Genomic DNA, 16,849 nt, shown 5'->3' with positions numbered 1-16,849 from the left:
TGCTTTCCCGGCTTTCAAAAAAGCCCCATTAACTCACCAACCAGGATTTCGCTTCCCCGTGCAAAGCCCTCACAAGGGGAGAAGGGAACAGGCCGCTAAACCAGCGGCTTCAGCGCCACCCAAACCGCGCCGCCGATCAGGCCGAGGAAGATCAGCCAGCCGACCTGGTTGTTCGATCTGAACAGCCTTAGGCACTGGTCCGGATCGTCGATGTCGAGCACGGCGATCTGCCGTGCCATATGGGCGCCGGCGGCGATCAGCCCGGCGAGCGCCGGTACCGGTGCCTGTGCCGAGGCGAAAGCAATGGCGAAGCAGACCAGCGCTCCGCCATAAAGTCCGGCCAGCCAGGCTTTGGTGTTGTCGCCGAACAGGCGCGCGGTCGAGCGCACACCGACGATGGCGTCGTCTTCCTTGTCCTGATGCGCATAGATCGTGTCGTAGCCGATCACCCACAGGATCGAGCCGATATAGAGCATGATTGGCGGCCCATCGAGATCGCCGAACTCGACCGCCCATCCCATGAGCGCACCCCAGGAAAAGGCAAGGCCAAGAACGAGTTGCGGCCAATTGGTGTACCGCTTCATGAATGGGTAGACGGCGACGATGACCAGCGAGCCGATGCCGAGCAAGATGGCGAAGCTGTTGAACTGCAAAAGCACGGCAAGGCCGACCAGTGCCTGCACGACAACAAACATCCAGGCCTGCCGGCGCGTGACCTTGCCGGCCGGCAGCGGCCGCGAGCGCGTGCGTTCCACCTGGTTGTCGATGTCCTCGTCGACCAGGTCGTTGTAGGTGCAGCCGGCGCCACGCATGGCGAACGCGCCGAGAAAAAACAGCAGCAGGTACCACGGCGACGGCAGCAGCGAGAGCAGCGGATCCGTCGGACGCGGATAGGCGCTCGCGGCAAGTGCAGCCGACCACCAGCATGGCCATAGCAGCAATTGCCAGCCGATCGGCCGGTCCCACCGGGCAAGCTGCGCATAGGGCCACAACCGCCGCGGCAGCGCGCGATAGACCCAGTGGCCGCTCGGCGCATCGGCGACGCGGCCCTGGGCCGCTTTCGACTGGACGGTTTCCATTTTGCTGGAGTGGCAGCAGAGGCGAATGCCGTCAAGCGTCAAGCAGCCCCCGCACGCTCGCCACGCGCAATCGGCGCTTCGGCAGCCAAATGTCTTGACCCGTCGCGCGCGGCGCAATAGCGCAGTCCTGATCGTGGAACGGCAAGGAATCTGGGCATGCGTGTTTTGTTGATCGGCTCCGGCGGACGCGAACATGCGCTGGCCTGGAAGATCGCGGCCTCGCCGCTGCTGACCAGGCTCTACGCGGCGCCCGGCAATCCGGGCATCGGCCACGAAGCCGAACTGGTGAGGCTCGATACTGCCGATCACGCAGCGGTGGTCCGGTTTTGCCGCGAGAATGAAATAGACCTCGTCGTGGTCGGACCGGAAGGGCCGCTGGTCGCCGGCATAGCCGACGACCTGCGCGCCGAAGGCATTCGCGTCTTCGGCCCGTCAAAGGCAGCGGCACGGCTGGAAGGCTCGAAAGGTTTTACCAAGGATCTCTGCGCCAAATACGGCATCCCGACCGCCGCCTATGGCCGCTTCGACGATCTGGCTTCGGCCAGGGCCCATGTCGAGAAGACGGGTGCGCCGATCGTCATCAAGGCCGACGGCCTCGCTGCCGGCAAGGGCGTCACCGTCGCCATGACGCTTGACCAGGCGCTGGCCGCGCTCGAGGCCTGTTTTGACGGCTCCTTCGGCCAGGCCGGGGCGGAAGTGGTGGTAGAGGAGTTTCTCGTCGGTGAGGAAGCAAGTTTCTTCTGCCTGTGCGACGGCACCACCGCGCTGCCCTTCGGTACCGCGCAGGACCACAAGCGTGTCGGTGACGGCGACACCGGCCCCAACACCGGCGGCATGGGCGCCTATTCGCCGGCGTCTGTGATGACGCCGGAGATGATCGACCGCACCATGCGCGAGATCGTCGAGCCGACCATGCGCGGCATGGCTGAAACAGGCGCACCGTTTTCCGGCGTGCTGTTCGCCGGGCTGATGATATCAGAGAAGGGGCCGAAGCTGATCGAATACAACACCCGTTTCGGCGACCCGGAATGCCAGGTGCTGATGATGCGGCTGAAGGACGATCTCTTGGTCCTGCTTAACGCCGCCGCCGACGGCCAGCTGGCGCACACATCGGTGCGCTGGCGCGACGAGGCGGCGCTCACCGTGGTGATGGCAGCCAGGGGTTATCCCGGCACGCCGGAAAAGGGCTCGGTCATCCGCGGCGTCGAGGCGGCGGCAGGCGACGGCGTCGAGATCTTTCACGCCGGCACCGCCATCAACGGCGGCGCACTCGTCGCCAATGGCGGCCGCGTGCTCAACGTCACGGCGACCGGCAGCACCGTCGCCGAGGCGCAGAAGAAGGCCTACGCCGCGCTCGACCGGATCGACTGGCCGCAAGGCTTTTGCCGCCGCGACATTGGCTGGCTGGCGGTGGCGCGCGAGCAGGCGAACTGATGCTTCGGGCGGCCTTCGGCCTCAGCGCAAGCCGTGGTCGAATTCGGTCGAGACGCTGCTGACCGCGTCGGCGGTGGAGACAAATCCTGGCACCGATGCCGCACGCTTTTCGTTTCGCGTCCAGGCGACATATTCGGCAATCCCGCGCGGAAGGCCCGGCGCCGACTTCGCCGCAGGCATTTGAAAGCCGCTGCTGAACCTGGCCAGGCGCGCCCTGAATACCGCGACCATCTCCTCGAAGCTTGCTGGCGTCACGCTGGCGTAAGTGATGGTGCCGCCGGCGAGCCCCGCCTCGCGTGAGAGCGGCACCGGTATCGAGGTGAGATAATCCGGCTGCACGTTGATCAGGCCGCCGAACGGCCACTGCGCGCGCAATTCCGTGGCGTTCATCGGCGCGACGCTGACGTCGATATCGTTGGGTGTGCCCGCGACCCTGTAAGGGCAGCGGAACCGGCCGCAATTTGCTCGCGCCGAAAACTGCCAGAGCGCATAACCCTGCCAGTTGCCCATCGGAAAATGCACGCCGATGTCTGGCTTGTAGCGCGCATACCACAGCGGCAGCCGGGACAGGAGCGGGTATTTATACTTGTTGTCGGCGATATGCCTGGCTGTCGTGCCGTTGGTGTAGAGCACTGGAAAGCGGCCAACCCGACGATGCACATGGCGCACGAATTCCTCGGCATCCTCGAGCGACATCCATTGGGTGGGATCATCGTCCTCGATGTCGAGGGCAAGCAGGTCATCCGGCCCGGGTTTCACGAAATTGATGAAATTATTGGCCTGTCCCACGGGGTTGCCGGGGCGGGCGAGATGATAGGCACCCCATTTCAGGCCCAGCGCCTTGGCCACCACCTTGCGCGTCTGGAACAGTTCCTGTGCCATCGCATGGCGCTTCCAAAGCGTCTTGCACAGCCGCGTCTCGGTCTCGTCGCCGAAACAGAAATATGGTGGCGGCATTCCGTCGGATGCCTTGTTGATGAAGCCGACAAGACGCTTGTCGGCGGCTAGCCGGGTCCAGTCGATGGAATTGTATTCGTAGGCGTCGACGACCAGCGCCCGGTCGGCATCCTTCCAAGGTTCGGAGAAATCCGAGGCCTTTGCCGGCGTCAGCGCCAGGGTCATCGCGGCCGCGACAAGGAGAAGCGCTGAGCGGACAAGGGGGCGCGCCGGCGTTTTCAAACAGCAGATCCTTGCTGGCCAAAGCCAAATCCTGAACCGCCATGGTTAAGGAAATGCTTCGGGTGCCGAGTGGGCGAGTTGGAGCGCTGGCGACGTGACCCCTGGTGCTCCTCAAGAGCAAAGCGATGGTTGCGATTGTCAGCCAAATAGCTTCAACGCTGTTGCTATGGGCAGGAACAGTGATAGCGGGCGGCTCTGAAACGAGGTGAAGCCATGCCTGCGATAATACGCGACCGCCTGGTCATCCTTGGCATCGACAATCAACGCGAAGGCTGCTGGGGCAGCGCTAACGCTACGTCGTAGCGCATCCACGATCAGCGCCGACCCGACCCGCCGCCGCTGGTATCGGGCATCGACGGCCAGCCTGCCGACCAATATCGCGGGCAGAACCGGGTAGCGTGGCAGATGTTTTGTCTGTTCGTCAGGCAAGGACGCGATCGGTATGCTCGACGCCGCCAAAGTGTAATATCCGGCGATCGCGCCGACATCGCGATCCACGGCAACGAAGCAGTTGCCGACTCGGCGTTTGACATCCTGGCTGGCTTGCTCCCGTATATAGCGGTCGAGCGCCGACACCCCGCAGCTGAACGCCTTGCGATCATGCGATCCGCCGAGCGGTTCGATGATGATGGTGAAATTCACCGGGATTCGACGACAAGCCGTTTGTGGGCGTCGGCGGCCTTGCGCAGTGCTTCATTGGGCTCGGGCGGATTGAGAATCGCCTCCATCATGGCGCGCTGATCCTCGACGGAAATACGCATAATGGTGGTGTTCTCGATAGTACGCTGCGCCGCCTCTTGAGCGGCGGCGACCACGAAGTCGCTGACGCTGCGGCCCTGGATTTCGGCGGCACGTTTCACCACGTCCAGCATATCCGGCGAAATACGGGCTTCGAGACGGGCGGTGCGGGTCTGTTGGTTTGGCATTATCGTCATCCCTGATGCTGCCTTGTACGGGAAATAACCGTACAAAACAAGTGCGTCGTCCGGCTCTAAGTAATTTTGCATACGAGCCAGCAATTGCAAAATCCGCGTGACAAAGTTTGACGTTTACGTAAAAAGAAGATGGACAGGGAACTCCGAAAGCAGATGATTTTGCATCGGCACAGGTCTTAAGTAGACCTGCCAGACTGGGGAGGGCCAGACTGGGGAGGGCCGGGCTGAGGAGGAGCGAACGCCATGTATCGGGCACCGGTCGAGGAGATCGCCTTCACCCTGAAGCATGTCGCCGGCTTGAAGCCGGCGCTCGATGCAGGCAATTTTGGCGAACTCGGCGAGGACCTTGTCGACGCCATTCTGGCCGAGGCCGGCCGCTTCGCCAGCGAGGAGGTGGCGCCGCTCTACACGGTCGGCGACCAGCACGGCGCGGTGCTCAACGGCGCTGCCGTCACTACCCCGCCCGGCTGGAAGGAACTTTATCGCCGCTGGATCGGCGGCGGCTGGAATGCGCTGTCCGCGCCGGAAGCGTATGGCGGCCAGGCGCTGCCGGCCATGCTCGGCGTCGCCGCGCTCGAAATGTGGAACTCCGCCTCGATGGCGTTCGGCATCGCCCCGACGCTGACCATGGCCGCGGTCGAAGCACTCGACAAGCATGGCTCGAAGGCACTCAAGGTCAAATATCTGGAAAAACTGGTCTCCGGCGAATGGATGGGCACCATGAACCTGACCGAGCCGCAGGCAGGCTCGGACCTGAATGCCTTGCGAACCCGCGCCGAACCGGCCGGCGACGGCACCTACCGCATCTTCGGGCAAAAGATATTCATCACCTATGGCGAGCACGATTTCACCGACAACATCATCCATCTGGTGCTGGCGCGGCTGCCGGACGCGCCGGCCGGCACGCGCGGCCTGTCTTTGTTCCTGGTGCCGAAATTCCTCGTCGGAGACGATGGCGCGCTGGGCAGGCGCAACGACGTCTTCTGCTCCGGGCTGGAGCACAAACTGGGCATCCACGCTTCGCCGACCTGCACCATGATTTATGGCGATGGCTTCGAAGGCAGCAGGCCCGGCGCGATCGGCTGGCTGGTCGGCGAGGAGAACAAGGGCCTCGCCTGCATGTTCACCATGATGAACAATGCGCGCCTTGCCGTCGGCATGCAGGGCGTCGCGGTCGCCGAGGCCGCGACGCAGAAGGCGCTCGCCTATGCCAACGACCGCCGGCAAGGCAAAGCGGTGAGCTATCGCGGTGCCGGCATGGCGCCGATCGTGCATCACCCCGACATCCAGCGCAGTCTTCTGACGATGAAGGCGCTGACCCAGATTGCCCGTGCCATCTGCTATTCCTGCGCCCACGCCATCGATCTCGCGTCACAGAGCGAAGATGCAAAGCACTGGCAGGAGCGCGCCAATCTGTTGACGCCGCTGGCCAAGGCCTTTTCGACCGATGTCGGCGTCGAGGTCGCCTCGCTTGGGCTGCAGGTGCATGGCGGCATGGGGTTCATCGAGGAGACAGGCGCCGCAGCACTTTATCGCGACGCGCGCATCGCGCCCATTTACGAAGGCACCAATGGCATCCAGGCGATCGATCTGGTGACGCGCAAGCTGCCGCTCGGCGGCGGTCGGCATGTGCATGGCTACATCGCCGAACTCAAGGCCGTCGCCGATGCGGCGCGAGCGTCGAACCTTGAAGGCTTCGGCCGCACCGCCGATCGCCTCGACCAGGCGCTCGACGAGCTCTCCCAGGCAACCCGTTTCCTGCAAGACCTGCAGGCCGAAGGCCGTTCGGACGAGGCGCTGGCCGGCGCCACACCTTATCTCAGGCTGATCTCGCTTGCCGCGGGCGGCGCCTATCTGGCGCGCGGCGCGCTTGCCGACCAAAGCCGCATCGCGCTTTGCCGGTTCTTCGCCGAGAACCTGCTTGGCGAAGTGGGCGCGCTCAAGGAGCGCGTCATCGGCGGCGCCGACAGCCTTGCCGTTGCCGGCAAGGCGCTGATTTCAGCCTGACGTTCGCACGCGCCGATATTCACAAAGGCCCGAAATTCACAAAGGACCAATCCGTGACAGACCACATCCTCGTCGAACGCCAGGGCGCCATCCAGATCATCCGCATCAACCGTCCGGACAAGAAGAACGCCCTGACCCGCGCCATGTACGCGACGATGTCGGCGGCTCTTGCCGGCGGCGACGCGGATCCGGCGATCCGCGTCCATGTCTTTCTCGGCGTGCCCGGTGCCTTCTCGTCCGGTAACGACCTTGCCGATTTCATGGTCGTCGCCTCGGGCGGCGAAAGCGGTACCGAAGTCTGGGATTTCCTGATGGCGCTGGCCAAAGCGGAGAAGCCGATGGTTTCCGGCGTCGACGGCATTGCGGTCGGTATCGGCACCACGCTCAACCTGCATTGCGACCTGACCTTCGCCACGCCGCGCACAATATTCCGGACGCCCTTCGTCGATCTCGGCCTTGTGCCGGAGGCCGGTTCGAGCCTGCTCGCGCCGCAGATCCTCGGCCGCCAAGGCGCCTTCGCGCTGCTTGGCCTCGGCGAGGGCTTTTCGGCCGAGAGGGCGAAGGCCGCCGGGCTGATCTACGAGGTGGTCGAGGAGAGGGAACTCGAAGCATCGGTATTGGCGGCGGCGGGCCAGATCGCCGCCAAGCCGCCGCAAGCGCTGAAGATCGCGCGCGACCTGATGCGCGGCTCGCGCGACGCCCTTGTCGAGCGCATCGGCCAGGAGAGCCAGCATTTCCGCGAGCGGCTCAAATCCGACGAGGCCCGCGCAGCCTTGACGGCCTTCATGACCAGGAAGAAGGCCTAGACCTTCTGGCCTTGTCTCGCACCGTGGACCCGCCGGCAGCAACCGGCGGGTTTTCTTGCCATGATCTCTTTGTCACATCGCCATTTTTTTACATTCGGCCTGGGCCTTTGGCGAAGACGTGTCGATCATGAATGTCTTGCCTTTGGCGTCGGTCATCAACATCATGCAATGCTTGATCGGTTTCGCCATTTTCATCATTTCGGCGCTCATCTTGGCGTCGGGCATCATGGTGCCCATATGCCCATCGGGCATGATCGCCATGACCTCCCCACCCTTCATCACCGTCATTGTCCCCATCGCGTCCTCCGCAAAGGCTTGCGAAGCGAAAAGGCAGGCAAGACCGGCCATCGTGACCAACCTGAGTGAATGCATTGCTTCCTCCTGAATTTGCGCCAGCGGCGCGTTGAGCCCTTTCCTGGTTCGTTCCGGCAAGCTGGAACGTTTCACGCACACGAGATCGTGATAGTGGGAATTGGAAATCCGGCAGAAGCGGCCCGGCCTTGGCCGCCTTCATGACCAGGAAGAAGGGCTGAAAAAATGGGCGCCGGTGCGGAAGCTGCCGATCTCCCCCCACAAGGGGAGAGATCGGCGCTCCACCGTCGTGCCCTACGGATAAAGCCTCACCTTGTCCCAACCGCCCTCGGCGTTGCGCGAAAACACCACACGGTCGTGCAGCCGGAACGGACGGTCGTGCCAGAACTCAATGGTCTGCGGCACGATGCGGAAGCCTGACCAGTGTTTTGGCCGCGGGATCTCGCCGATCGCATGGCGCGCCGTATATTCGGCGACCGCCTTTTCCAGCGCGAAGCGGCTCTCCAGCGGCCGCGACTGTTTGGAGGCCCAGGCGCCGATGCGGCTGCCGCGCGGACGCGTCGCGTAATAGGCGTCGGCTTCGGCGTCGGTGACGATCTCCACCGGGCCGCGCGCTCGCACCTGCCGGCGCAGCGATTTCCAGTGGAAGCACATCGCCGCTTTCATGCTGCCAAGAATCTCACGGCCCTTGGCGCTCTCGAAGTTCGTGTAGAAGACAAAGCCGCCCTCGTCGAAGCCCTTAAGCAGCACCATACGGACATTCGGCATGCCTTCGGCATCAACGGTCGCCAGCGCCACGCTGTTGGGGTCGTTGATCTCGCTCTTCGTCGCGTCGTCGAGCCACGCCGCAAAGAGCCGGAACGGCTCCGCCGCCTCGGTAAAGTCACCGCTTGTTAACCCGGTTTCGCTCATAGTTTTCCCAAATTTGTCGCCGGCTGGGGAGATTGCCGATTGTCGCGTATCGCGCAAGCTTTTGACAGTGGGCAATGGAGCGTTATCGCTTCGGCCAGCGCCAAAGCCATGATCGTGACAATCATCCTGCCGCTTGCCGCCTGTGGCGGCGGCGGCTTCAGCCTGGAGCAGGCGGAGGTCGACCGCTCGATACTGACCTCGAGCACGCCGGCCTCAGTCACGCCGCTCGATCAGGACCGCGCTTCCGACCAGGCCACGATCCGCAATGCCGTGTCCTCCGCCGACGTCGAGCAACTGGCCGGGCAGGCCGTTCCCTGGGCGAATGCCGACACCGGCTCGCGCGGCTCCATCACCGAGCTGGCGGAATTCAGGGCTAACGGCGAGACATGTCGTCGCTTCACCGCATCGCGCGAAAGCTTCGACGGCGTCGCACTGTTCAAAGGCGAAATATGCCTGGCCGGCGGCAGCATCTGGCGCATACAGGACTTCAAGGCGCTCTGATTTTCCGCCGGCGACATGGTGGTAAGCCACTGGAATTCCTTCCTATGCGAGCGCATATAGGAGGCGATCATGGAACCACTCCTTCTCCAGGGCAGTAAGCATGCGCGACCCCTATGAGGTGCTGGGCGTTGCCAAGAACGCATCGGCCAAGGACATAAAATCCGCATACCGGAAGCTCGCCAAGAAGTATCATCCGGACCAGAATCCGGATGATCCCAAGGCGAAGGACCGTTTTGCCGCCGCCAACCAGGCTTACGAGATCGTCGGCGACGAGAAGAACCGGGCGGCATTCGATCGCGGCGAGATCGACGCCGATGGCAAACAGCGTTTCCAGGGTTTCGAAGGCGCGGCTGGCGGCGCCGATCCTTTCGCCGGTTTCCGCCGGCAGCAAGGGCCGGGCGGCGCGCATTTCGAATTCCGCACGGGCCGTCCCGGCGGTGACCCGTTCGACGGCAACAGCGACATCTTCAGCCAGATCTTCGGCGATGCTTTCACCCAGCAGCGCGGCGCCGGCACCGGCGGCCGCCGTCAGGCCCCGACCGCCGCCGATCTCAACGTGACGCTGGACGTCACCATCGAGGAAGCCGCCACCGCGGAGAAGGTGACGGCGATGTTCCCCGACGGCCGCAAGATGGCGGTCAAGTTGCCGGCCTATGTCGAGGACGGTCAGACCATCCGGTTGAAAGGCCAGGGTGAGCAAGGACCGGGGCAGCCGGGCGATGCGCTGGTCAAGATCCGTTTCCGCCGGCACCCGCGCTACCGCGTCGAGGGCCGCGACCTGCATGTCGACCTGCCGGTGGAACTGGCCGATGCGGTGCATGGCGCCAAGGTGGCGGTCGAAACTCCGACCGGCAGGATTGCGGTCAATGTCCCCCCTTGGTCGAGCTCGGACAAGGTTCTGCGGCTGAAGGGCAGGGGTCTGCCGGAAAAGGCCGGCGGTCACGGCGACCTCTACGCACACGTGCGGCTGATGCTGCCGGAAGGCGGCGACGCCGAGCTCGAGGCGCTGATGCGCCGTCGAAAGGCCTGACGGTCGAAAGGCCAGCGCTTAATGCCGTGTGTGAAAAGCGGGCGCGAGTGGTTTCATGCCGTCGATTAGCGACAGCAAGCGAGCAACCAGCGCCAGGAGCCGCCATTTGGCCGAAGTAGGTTCAACGTCAGCTAACGCCTCAAAGGCCGACATTTGCACGCGCCATAGTTCCGCTTCGCGAACACGGTCGACGCCAGTCGACCGACTGGCGATGAGCCAGTTCGGCGGGGGTTAGCCGCACAAGCTTGTAGGGGTCGATCGATGCAGTCGCCAGGCCAGCAAGGTGGAGGGTCGCACCGCTGACCATCACCAGCGCATCGACGCCTGCACCATTCTCCCTCTTGCCAGCCTGCTCGACGTGGCGGGCGAAATTTACCTCCGAGCCGACCAGAAAAGAGAAATCCCACTGGCGATCGTTGACGAACATCACCTCGCCGGAGTGTAAGCCGATCCTGATGCGGCGCGACAGGGAGCCCATTGAACGCTTCCAAGCGTTGCCGAGCGAGATTTCCGGTACCAGTTCCGCGACGGCGGCCAGCGCCTTTAGCGCCGTTTCGCTGGGCGTCATTTGGCTCCCCAGCCAGAGAGCTAGCACGCCGTCGCCTGTAAAGTTTTGAACGATCCCCCCATTGGCCACCACGACCTGGCGGGTCAACGTGAAGTGCTCGATCATGAACCGCGTGGTTTCGACCAGGCCAAGCGCGCTCGCCAAGCCGGTCGAGTCCTCCACGTCGGTAAACATGATCGTGGCGATGGCACGCTGGAATTTCGTTTCACCCATGCCGAATGACGGGAGCACGCGGTCAGTCTGTGGATTCGTATAGGCAGTGATCGGATGCATTGGAGTCCGGCCCCCGAGCGGTTTCAAATGTCGCTCGAATATGACTGGACGGCGTAGGCGGATCGTAAGCCCGCCGTGGCGGGCACGTCAGAATTACGTCAGAAATCCATTCGGGCCCGGCTTTGGCGGCTTGCAGCCGACCTTTTAGTCAAAATTCGGCGGGACCCTCAGCTCAGCAACTTACGGAGGTCAAGCAGCCCCGCTCCAAACTGCTGATCGAACGAAGGCACCCTTCTCTCGCAATTAGGGCTGTCCGGTAGAATCGGAACGTCAGCTTTTTCAAGCCAAGGCCATGAAACCTCCTTTGCGCCTGACTGGGTCATCTTCGCCTTAACCTCTATGCCGTTGAGCGGCCTACCGGTGGAGCGATGTTTCGACTGCAACAAAGCGGCTGCTCCCGCGACGATGGCCGAGGCTGCAGATGTTCCGCCAAATACTGTGTAGAGCCCGGCGCGGTCTCTGCTTTCGACGCGCGGCGGCTGGATCCCTTCCAGCTGTCCGCCGGAATAGCCGTGGTGGCCCGGGATGTCGGTGGTGAGCACGCCCTGCGGCGCGTATTCAACCTGGGGGAGCTTCTCGTAGATCTCGAAATTGTGGTCACGTGAACGCAGCGACTCACGGTCCAGTCGTATTTGGCAGCGCGTACACACCTCCTGGTCGTCGGACGGCGCGGAAATGGTGACGGAATTGTCGGTCGGATCGCCGCTGTAGTTGGAATATGCTGAACGTCTCGCCAGATAAGTGGCGGCCGCCACCGCAACCACGCCATTGCTTTCGCCGGCCTTGCTCGCCGGGTAAATCAGATGGTCGTAGCCATCGTTGCCGGCTGCGCAGATGATGGGGATTTCCTCGCTGATCGCCTCGAAAAGCGTCTCGAAATAATCCCAAATTGGCTTTGCCTGTTCGACCGAAGTATATCTGCTGTCGCCATATCCAGGATAGGAACGGTGCGCTCGCCATGGATCGGGTACTTCCCGGGGAAAGTGTATGACTGAAACCTTCTGGTCGCGGGCATAGAGGAACGCCAGAATGAGCTGCGCTGCGTCGGGCCGTGCTGAAATCTCGATCGGCAGGAGTTCAGCGCCTGGGGCGACCCCCCAATAAGGTATTGCGCCTTCACCGTTGCTAAATTGCCTCAACTTCGCGGGCGGGGCCGCAGGGGCGCCGACCATCAGCCCAGCGCAGGCGGTCCCGTGCGCTGAGTAGCGCATACGCGAGGTCTCAGCAGTCTCCTGAATTACGCCGCGCCCATCTTTCAGTGCTCGAAGCAGCGATTTCTGAACCTCGACTTCCTGCGCATTGTTCCTCGATTTGATCAGGCCTGCCGCCCACGCCCAGGTATCGTCGCCCACAAAGCTCTTGCTCTGCTTTCTTTCCGGCCCTCGCAAGACGAGCGGTTGCTGCTTGGGTGTGACGTAACTCAACCCGAAAGGGTGAGCGGCGAAGCTGACCGCAGAAAGGATACGAGGCTCGAGATTGGGATGGCTTGAGTTCACCCCCGTATCGATCTGGGCAATGACCTCGCCGTAACCGGGCTTGTCAGTACCCAACAAATCCCAGGCGTCGGCCTCCAGCAGGTATGCGGCCTCGTGCGGCAACCGCGCTTCAGGGATGCGCGGACGATCGCGTAAGGCGCCGATTGCGATCAGGTGCCACAGGTAGTGATACCAATCATAACAAAGATGGCCTTCGCCCTTCTTGATGTCGTCCATCATGGCACCCACCTACCATTCGCTCTGGGCGCGTCGGATCGTTTCATCCATCGCGTCCACCAAGTACGGAGAAATGCGCGCAGCCAGTTCCTCGCCGGCATCGGTGTCGCTGGCGTAGTGCAGCCCGGCCCATTCCCTGTTCTCGGCCACCCGGCGGGCGCGCTCATAAAGCGCGGTTACGCCGGCGTGCTCGGGCAGCATCCGTTGCAGAACGTTCGCCACTGCAAATGACTGAAATGAATGGTTGGACGGGTAGGAAGCGTGCGAAGGAACCGGAAGCGCCGGCCGCAGCCTCGGCTCAATGATGTTGGGCCGTGGCCGATTGAATCGATCTTTGTAGTTGAGCCCGATCTCCTCCGTGAGTTCGAGGATCGCAACAATCAATGCGCATGTCCCCTCGAAGCCCGCGAGAGTGTCTATTCCGAGCGGTGCCGTGTAGTCCAAAATCCCGAACGATGCCTGGCGGACGATCTCCTCGCGCCGCAGCGGGTCACCTTCCCTCCTCTTCTGCAGATCGATAAGCGCTTCTGTCTCCCTGAGGCTCTCTGAAGGTCCGGGCGGGGGATCGATAAGAATGTCCTCCCAGATCGCGCCGAGATATTTGTTGGCGACGCTTAGTCCGATCCCGTGCAAGGCACGCTTGTCGTGCCACGCCGGCAAAGCCTCCTCGCCAGTTTCGAAAGCCGTTTGCCCTCTGCCGCGTCCCCGTCCTCGTCCGCGTCCTCTGCCCCTGCCTCGACCTCGACCTGCGCTCGGCCCCGCCAAGAAGGCTGGCGAAAGGCGCATGGCACCCTCCACAGGGTCATCAGAAATCGTTATCACGATCTGCTCTTCTTGAATCGACAGAACGCTGCTCTTGGTCATCATAGACACGAAAGGATGCAGTTTTTCGCCGCCTCTATTTTTGATGTATTCCTCAAGAGATTTTTCAGGTTTTGCGTCACCCAATATCAGCGGATATTGCCTTATGGCCGATCCACTTACTAAGAAGCGGGCGTTAAACAACTTGTTATTAAGATCAATTGTCGACGTCATGTCCACCCCTCAACTAAAGCTTCTAAATTTGATCCGCGCCAACTGGTGGTCGGAGCCTCGACGTAACGCCTGCGGTGCGCAGCGCTAGGGTGCGTACCTTGGCAGCGTTATTCGCGACAACCCGCTCTTGATAACCGAAACTCCGAGTACGCCTGCAATTGGATAATTCTCCTCCGAAAGCAGCTCGAGCGAGAAATCCGGCTCCCAGGCGCGCAAGCGTTCGATAGTTCGAACTGCCTCCACAGTCTGCCCCAAATGCCCGTGGCAGGCAGCCGAGTATCTCAAAGCGGGTAGGTATGTGGGTTGCTGCGCAAGGACACGCTCGCCGTGACGTATCCCCTCCTCGAAGCGCCCGTTCAGAGTTGCCAAGATGCAGCACGTGGTATCGATGCAGTAACGATACAGGGGAGGCCCGCCCAGTGCACGTGCGCGCATCGCATCCTCATAGCCACGCTTCACTTCGCCGAGATAGCCGAGCGTCAAGGCACGCATGTCCCAGCAAATGGCTTGTAGCGGGTTAGCGGCTATCGCTCGATCGGCGAGTTCCAGTGCCTGTGCGTATTCACGAAAGACGAACGAATGGGCATGAGCGGCCAACGCCAGGGTGATAGGATTGAAGGGGGCCACTTCGACGGCGCGACTGGCGCATTCCCGAACCTGATCGTGAAAGGTGCCCGAGCGGCCGACCCGTCTCTCGCCTAAGCGGGTGACAAACACAAACAGCTGCCACCCCAGATACGTGCTACGCGGGTCGAGCTCATATGCTTCGGCGAGCATGCGCTCCGCCGAATCCAGGTCCGTATCGCGCATGCGGAATACCTGTCGCAGCGCTGTCAATGCAAGCCGAGACGCCCGGTGTCGGGGCTCGTCGCGGATGGACTTAGGATCGAGAACGAATTCGAGGATCGAAAACACGATCTGATTGACCAACGACATCAGCTTCAGGCTCGCCGGGCCAGTCAGGTCGGCCGGCTCGAGAAAATCCGTATGCGACCACAAGAGCCGGCTGTCACCGGGCGCAATTAATGCAAATGTCAGGCCCACTCTGTCACCCACCACCGTTGCCCTGGTTTGCAACAGCCAGTCTGGTAGCGCTGTGTCAGGCGCTTGGGTCAGCGGTCCCTGCGCTTGAAAATCCACGACGTCGACCACTTCGAAATTCAGGATCGATCGAACCACCAGATCCAGGACAAGGTCGCTGACGGCCCTGTTAGCGGAGCCCTCCGTCCACCTGGCATCGCGAACCAGGCCCAAGCATAGCCGCGACGAATTCAGAAGTGAGGCGCTTCGCTGTCCGGACAACTGATCTGCCGCGGCAACAGGAGAGACGTTTGCTGGCACTGTGCGAGGCCGGGGCCATTGGCTTCTTTGCTCACGAAGCCAATCCTCGAACTCTGGATCGCGAATATCGAGGCCCTCAAGCAGATCACGCGTGGCAGAGCCTTCGGGCGGATCGTTCAAATCGATGCCGATCGAAGCGACGTCGAGTCGAACCACATCACGATCGGTCGAGATTAGATCAAGGCCGGCGCTGCGGAGCGACTTCCGAACCTCGGACAGTTCCTGCCGCAAGCTTGCTGCACCCTGCTCCTCGCCGCGAGTGCTCCAGAGCTTGCTTTGCAGCCATTTTCGGCTCCGCGTACCTTTGGGTGCCAGGGCGAGCATGGCCAAGAGCGCTTTAGACCGTCTGCCATGCGGCGTGACGTCCGCGCCATCCGCGCTCTCAATCGCGAATGGCCCAATCAATCTAAGGAAAGGACGGCCATCCGAGTACACTAGCGGCCCCTCGCGTCCCCGTATCTAATATATCATTCACTAATATAAGTCTATCTGTAATTCTCGGCTTCCGGAGGTCAAACCTACACGTGGCAAAGGATTCGAGACGGGATTTCTGCTGTGACGGAAGGACTCGGTAGCGACATCAAGCGGTCGTTCGATGTAAGCGGTTCCATTGTCGGCTTGGGGTCATGAGCGTGACTTCGGCCACGGGCCAACGAACTTCCGCCAAAGGGTCATCTTCCGCCGTGCCACACCGATACCAGTGTCAGATTTTTCCACTGGCCCACGACTGCAAGGTCAAGGCGCTACAGCGTCCTTTGCGCGCCCAAAGGACGCGCGGCTCTGTAGACCAGCGGCTTTGTCCCCCGAACTGTCCGCTTTGAACGCTTGAAGGGGCACTGTGGCTGTGCGATAGGCACTTCACAAAGTAGAGAACCTTGCGGAGAGCGCTGACATGGCGGGTGGACGGGGCCTTATGGCCGGCAAGCGCGGCCTTATCCTTGGCATCGCCAACAATCGCTCGATCGCTTACGGCATCGCCAAGGCCTGTGTCGACCATGGCGCCGAGATCGCGCTGACCTATCAGGGCGAGGCGTTCAAGAAACGCGTCGAGCCGCTTGCCGCGGAACTGGGCGCGCATGTCGCCGGCCATTGCGATGTGACCGACCCGGCCAGCCTCGATGCGGTGTTCGCCGATATCGCCAGCCATTGGGGCAAGCTCGATTTCCTCGTCCACGCCATCGCCTTTTCCGACAAGGACGAGCTGACCGGCCGCTATGTCGAGACGACGCGCGACAATTTCCTGCGCACCATGGATATTTCGGTCTATTCCTTCACCACCATCGCCAAACGCGCCGAGGCGCTGATGACCGACGGCGGCTCGCTGCTGACGCTGACCTATTACGGCGCGGAAAAGGTGATGCCGCACTACAACGTCATGGGTGTCGCCAAGGCGGCACTCGAAGCCAGCGTGCGCTATCTGGCCGTCGACCTCGGCGCCAAGAAGATCCGCGTCAACGCGATCTCCGCCGGCCCGATCAAGACGCTTGCCGCATCCGGCATCGGCGATTTCCGCTATATCCTGAAGTGGAACGAATACAATTCGCCGTTGAAGCAGACGGTCACGCAGGAGGAGGTCGGCGATTCCGGCGTCTATTTCCTGTCCGACCTTTCGCGCGGCGTCACCGGCGAGATCCATCATGTCGATTCCGGCTATCATGTCGTCGGCATGAAGGCGGTCGACGCGCCGGATATTTCGACGGTCAAGGACTGACGCCACCGTCTGAC

16 protein-coding genes are annotated in these 16,849 nt (G+C 62.2%); 6 read left to right on the top strand and 10 right to left on the bottom strand.

What is annotated here, in order from left to right:
- Positions 1–95: 95 nt before the first annotated feature.
- The gene (gene ubiA / locus NKK47_RS25170; RefSeq protein WP_352578634.1) at positions 96–1,079 is read right to left on the bottom strand and encodes a 4-hydroxybenzoate octaprenyltransferase; all 984 of its coding nucleotides are present in this window, start codon (positions 1,077–1,079) and stop codon (positions 96–98) included.
- Between the two features lie 156 nt (positions 1,080–1,235).
- Here ubiA and purD point away from each other — a divergent pair, with 156 nt between their 5' ends.
- A complete protein-coding gene (purD, locus tag NKK47_RS25165; protein ID WP_352578631.1) occupies positions 1,236–2,513 on the top strand; it encodes a phosphoribosylamine--glycine ligase in 1,278 nt (425 codons plus the stop codon).
- Between the two features lie 21 nt (positions 2,514–2,534).
- Here purD and NKK47_RS25160 read toward each other — a convergent pair whose 3' ends face one another.
- The 3 genes from NKK47_RS25160 to NKK47_RS25150 all read right to left on the bottom strand — a co-directional run bounded on the left by NKK47_RS25160 (position 2,535) and on the right by NKK47_RS25150 (position 4,711).
- Positions 2,535–3,635 carry a glycoside hydrolase family 25 protein gene (locus NKK47_RS25160; RefSeq protein ID WP_352578633.1) on the bottom strand — a complete coding sequence of 367 codons (1,101 nt, stop codon included), beginning with the start codon at positions 3,633–3,635 and terminating at the stop codon, positions 2,535–2,537.
- 195 nt (positions 3,636–3,830) lie between these two features.
- Entirely contained in the window at positions 3,831–4,334 is a 504-nt protein-coding gene (locus tag NKK47_RS25155) for a GNAT family N-acetyltransferase (protein ID WP_352578630.1), read from the bottom strand.
- Positions 4,331–4,711, bottom strand: coding sequence for a type II toxin-antitoxin system TacA family antitoxin (locus NKK47_RS25150; protein ID WP_352578629.1), 381 nt, complete (start codon positions 4,709–4,711; stop codon positions 4,331–4,333). The genes NKK47_RS25155 and NKK47_RS25150 overlap by 4 nt, the downstream gene beginning before the upstream one ends.
- A 159-nt stretch (positions 4,712–4,870) precedes the next feature.
- Here NKK47_RS25150 and NKK47_RS25145 point away from each other — a divergent pair, with 159 nt between their 5' ends.
- Both NKK47_RS25145 and NKK47_RS25140 read left to right on the top strand, forming a co-directional pair.
- Positions 4,871–6,634, top strand: coding sequence for an acyl-CoA dehydrogenase family protein (locus NKK47_RS25145; RefSeq protein WP_352578628.1), 1,764 nt, complete (start codon positions 4,871–4,873; stop codon positions 6,632–6,634).
- A 53-nt stretch (positions 6,635–6,687) separates the two neighbouring features.
- Complete coding sequence (locus NKK47_RS25140; RefSeq protein WP_352578627.1) at positions 6,688–7,440, top strand: crotonase/enoyl-CoA hydratase family protein; 753 nt, start codon at positions 6,688–6,690, stop codon at positions 7,438–7,440.
- A 72-nt stretch (positions 7,441–7,512) separates the two neighbouring features.
- On the opposite strand, the gene NKK47_RS25135 is transcribed toward NKK47_RS25140, so the two are convergent.
- A complete protein-coding gene (locus tag NKK47_RS25135; RefSeq protein ID WP_352571403.1) occupies positions 7,513–7,788 on the bottom strand; it encodes a hypothetical protein in 276 nt (91 codons plus the stop codon).
- A gap of 258 nt (positions 7,789–8,046) precedes the next feature.
- Positions 8,047–8,664 (bottom strand): pyridoxamine 5'-phosphate oxidase, encoded by a 618-nt coding sequence (gene pdxH, locus NKK47_RS25130; protein ID WP_352449910.1) that lies wholly within the window; start codon positions 8,662–8,664, stop codon positions 8,047–8,049.
- A gap of 39 nt (positions 8,665–8,703) precedes the next feature.
- On the opposite strand from pdxH, the gene NKK47_RS25125 reads away from it, so the two are divergent.
- Entirely contained in the window at positions 8,704–9,165 is a 462-nt protein-coding gene (locus NKK47_RS25125) for an RT0821/Lpp0805 family surface protein (RefSeq protein WP_352571402.1), read from the top strand.
- Between the two features lie 100 nt (positions 9,166–9,265).
- Entirely contained in the window at positions 9,266–10,195 is a 930-nt protein-coding gene (locus NKK47_RS25120) for a DnaJ C-terminal domain-containing protein (protein WP_352578626.1), read from the top strand.
- A 139-nt stretch (positions 10,196–10,334) separates the two neighbouring features.
- Here NKK47_RS25120 and NKK47_RS25115 read toward each other — a convergent pair whose 3' ends face one another.
- The 4 genes from NKK47_RS25115 to NKK47_RS25100 form a co-directional block, all read right to left on the bottom strand.
- Positions 10,335–11,036 (bottom strand): adenylate/guanylate cyclase domain-containing protein, encoded by a 702-nt coding sequence (locus NKK47_RS25115; protein WP_352449907.1) that lies wholly within the window; start codon positions 11,034–11,036, stop codon positions 10,335–10,337.
- A 167-nt stretch (positions 11,037–11,203) separates the two neighbouring features.
- Entirely contained in the window at positions 11,204–12,751 is a 1,548-nt protein-coding gene (locus tag NKK47_RS25110; protein WP_352578625.1) for a S8 family serine peptidase, read from the bottom strand.
- A gap of 9 nt (positions 12,752–12,760) precedes the next feature.
- Entirely contained in the window at positions 12,761–13,783 is a 1,023-nt protein-coding gene (locus tag NKK47_RS25105) for a phosphatase PAP2 family protein (RefSeq protein WP_352578624.1), read from the bottom strand.
- Positions 13,784–13,867: 84 nt separating this feature from the next.
- Positions 13,868–15,448, bottom strand: a complete 1,581-nt coding sequence (locus NKK47_RS25100; RefSeq protein ID WP_352578623.1) for a hypothetical protein — start codon at positions 15,446–15,448, stop codon at positions 13,868–13,870.
- Between the two features lie 568 nt (positions 15,449–16,016).
- Here NKK47_RS25100 and fabI point away from each other — a divergent pair.
- Entirely contained in the window at positions 16,017–16,835 is an 819-nt protein-coding gene (gene fabI / locus NKK47_RS25095) for an enoyl-ACP reductase FabI (protein ID WP_031211054.1), read from the top strand.
- The last annotated feature ends 14 nt before the right edge of the window (positions 16,836–16,849 follow it).

Origin of the sequence: Mesorhizobium sp. M0019, assembly GCF_040323975.1 — a bacterium.
Taxonomy (GTDB): domain Bacteria; phylum Pseudomonadota; class Alphaproteobacteria; order Rhizobiales; family Rhizobiaceae; genus Mesorhizobium.
This window is presented reverse-complemented; position numbering and strand designations above follow the sequence as displayed.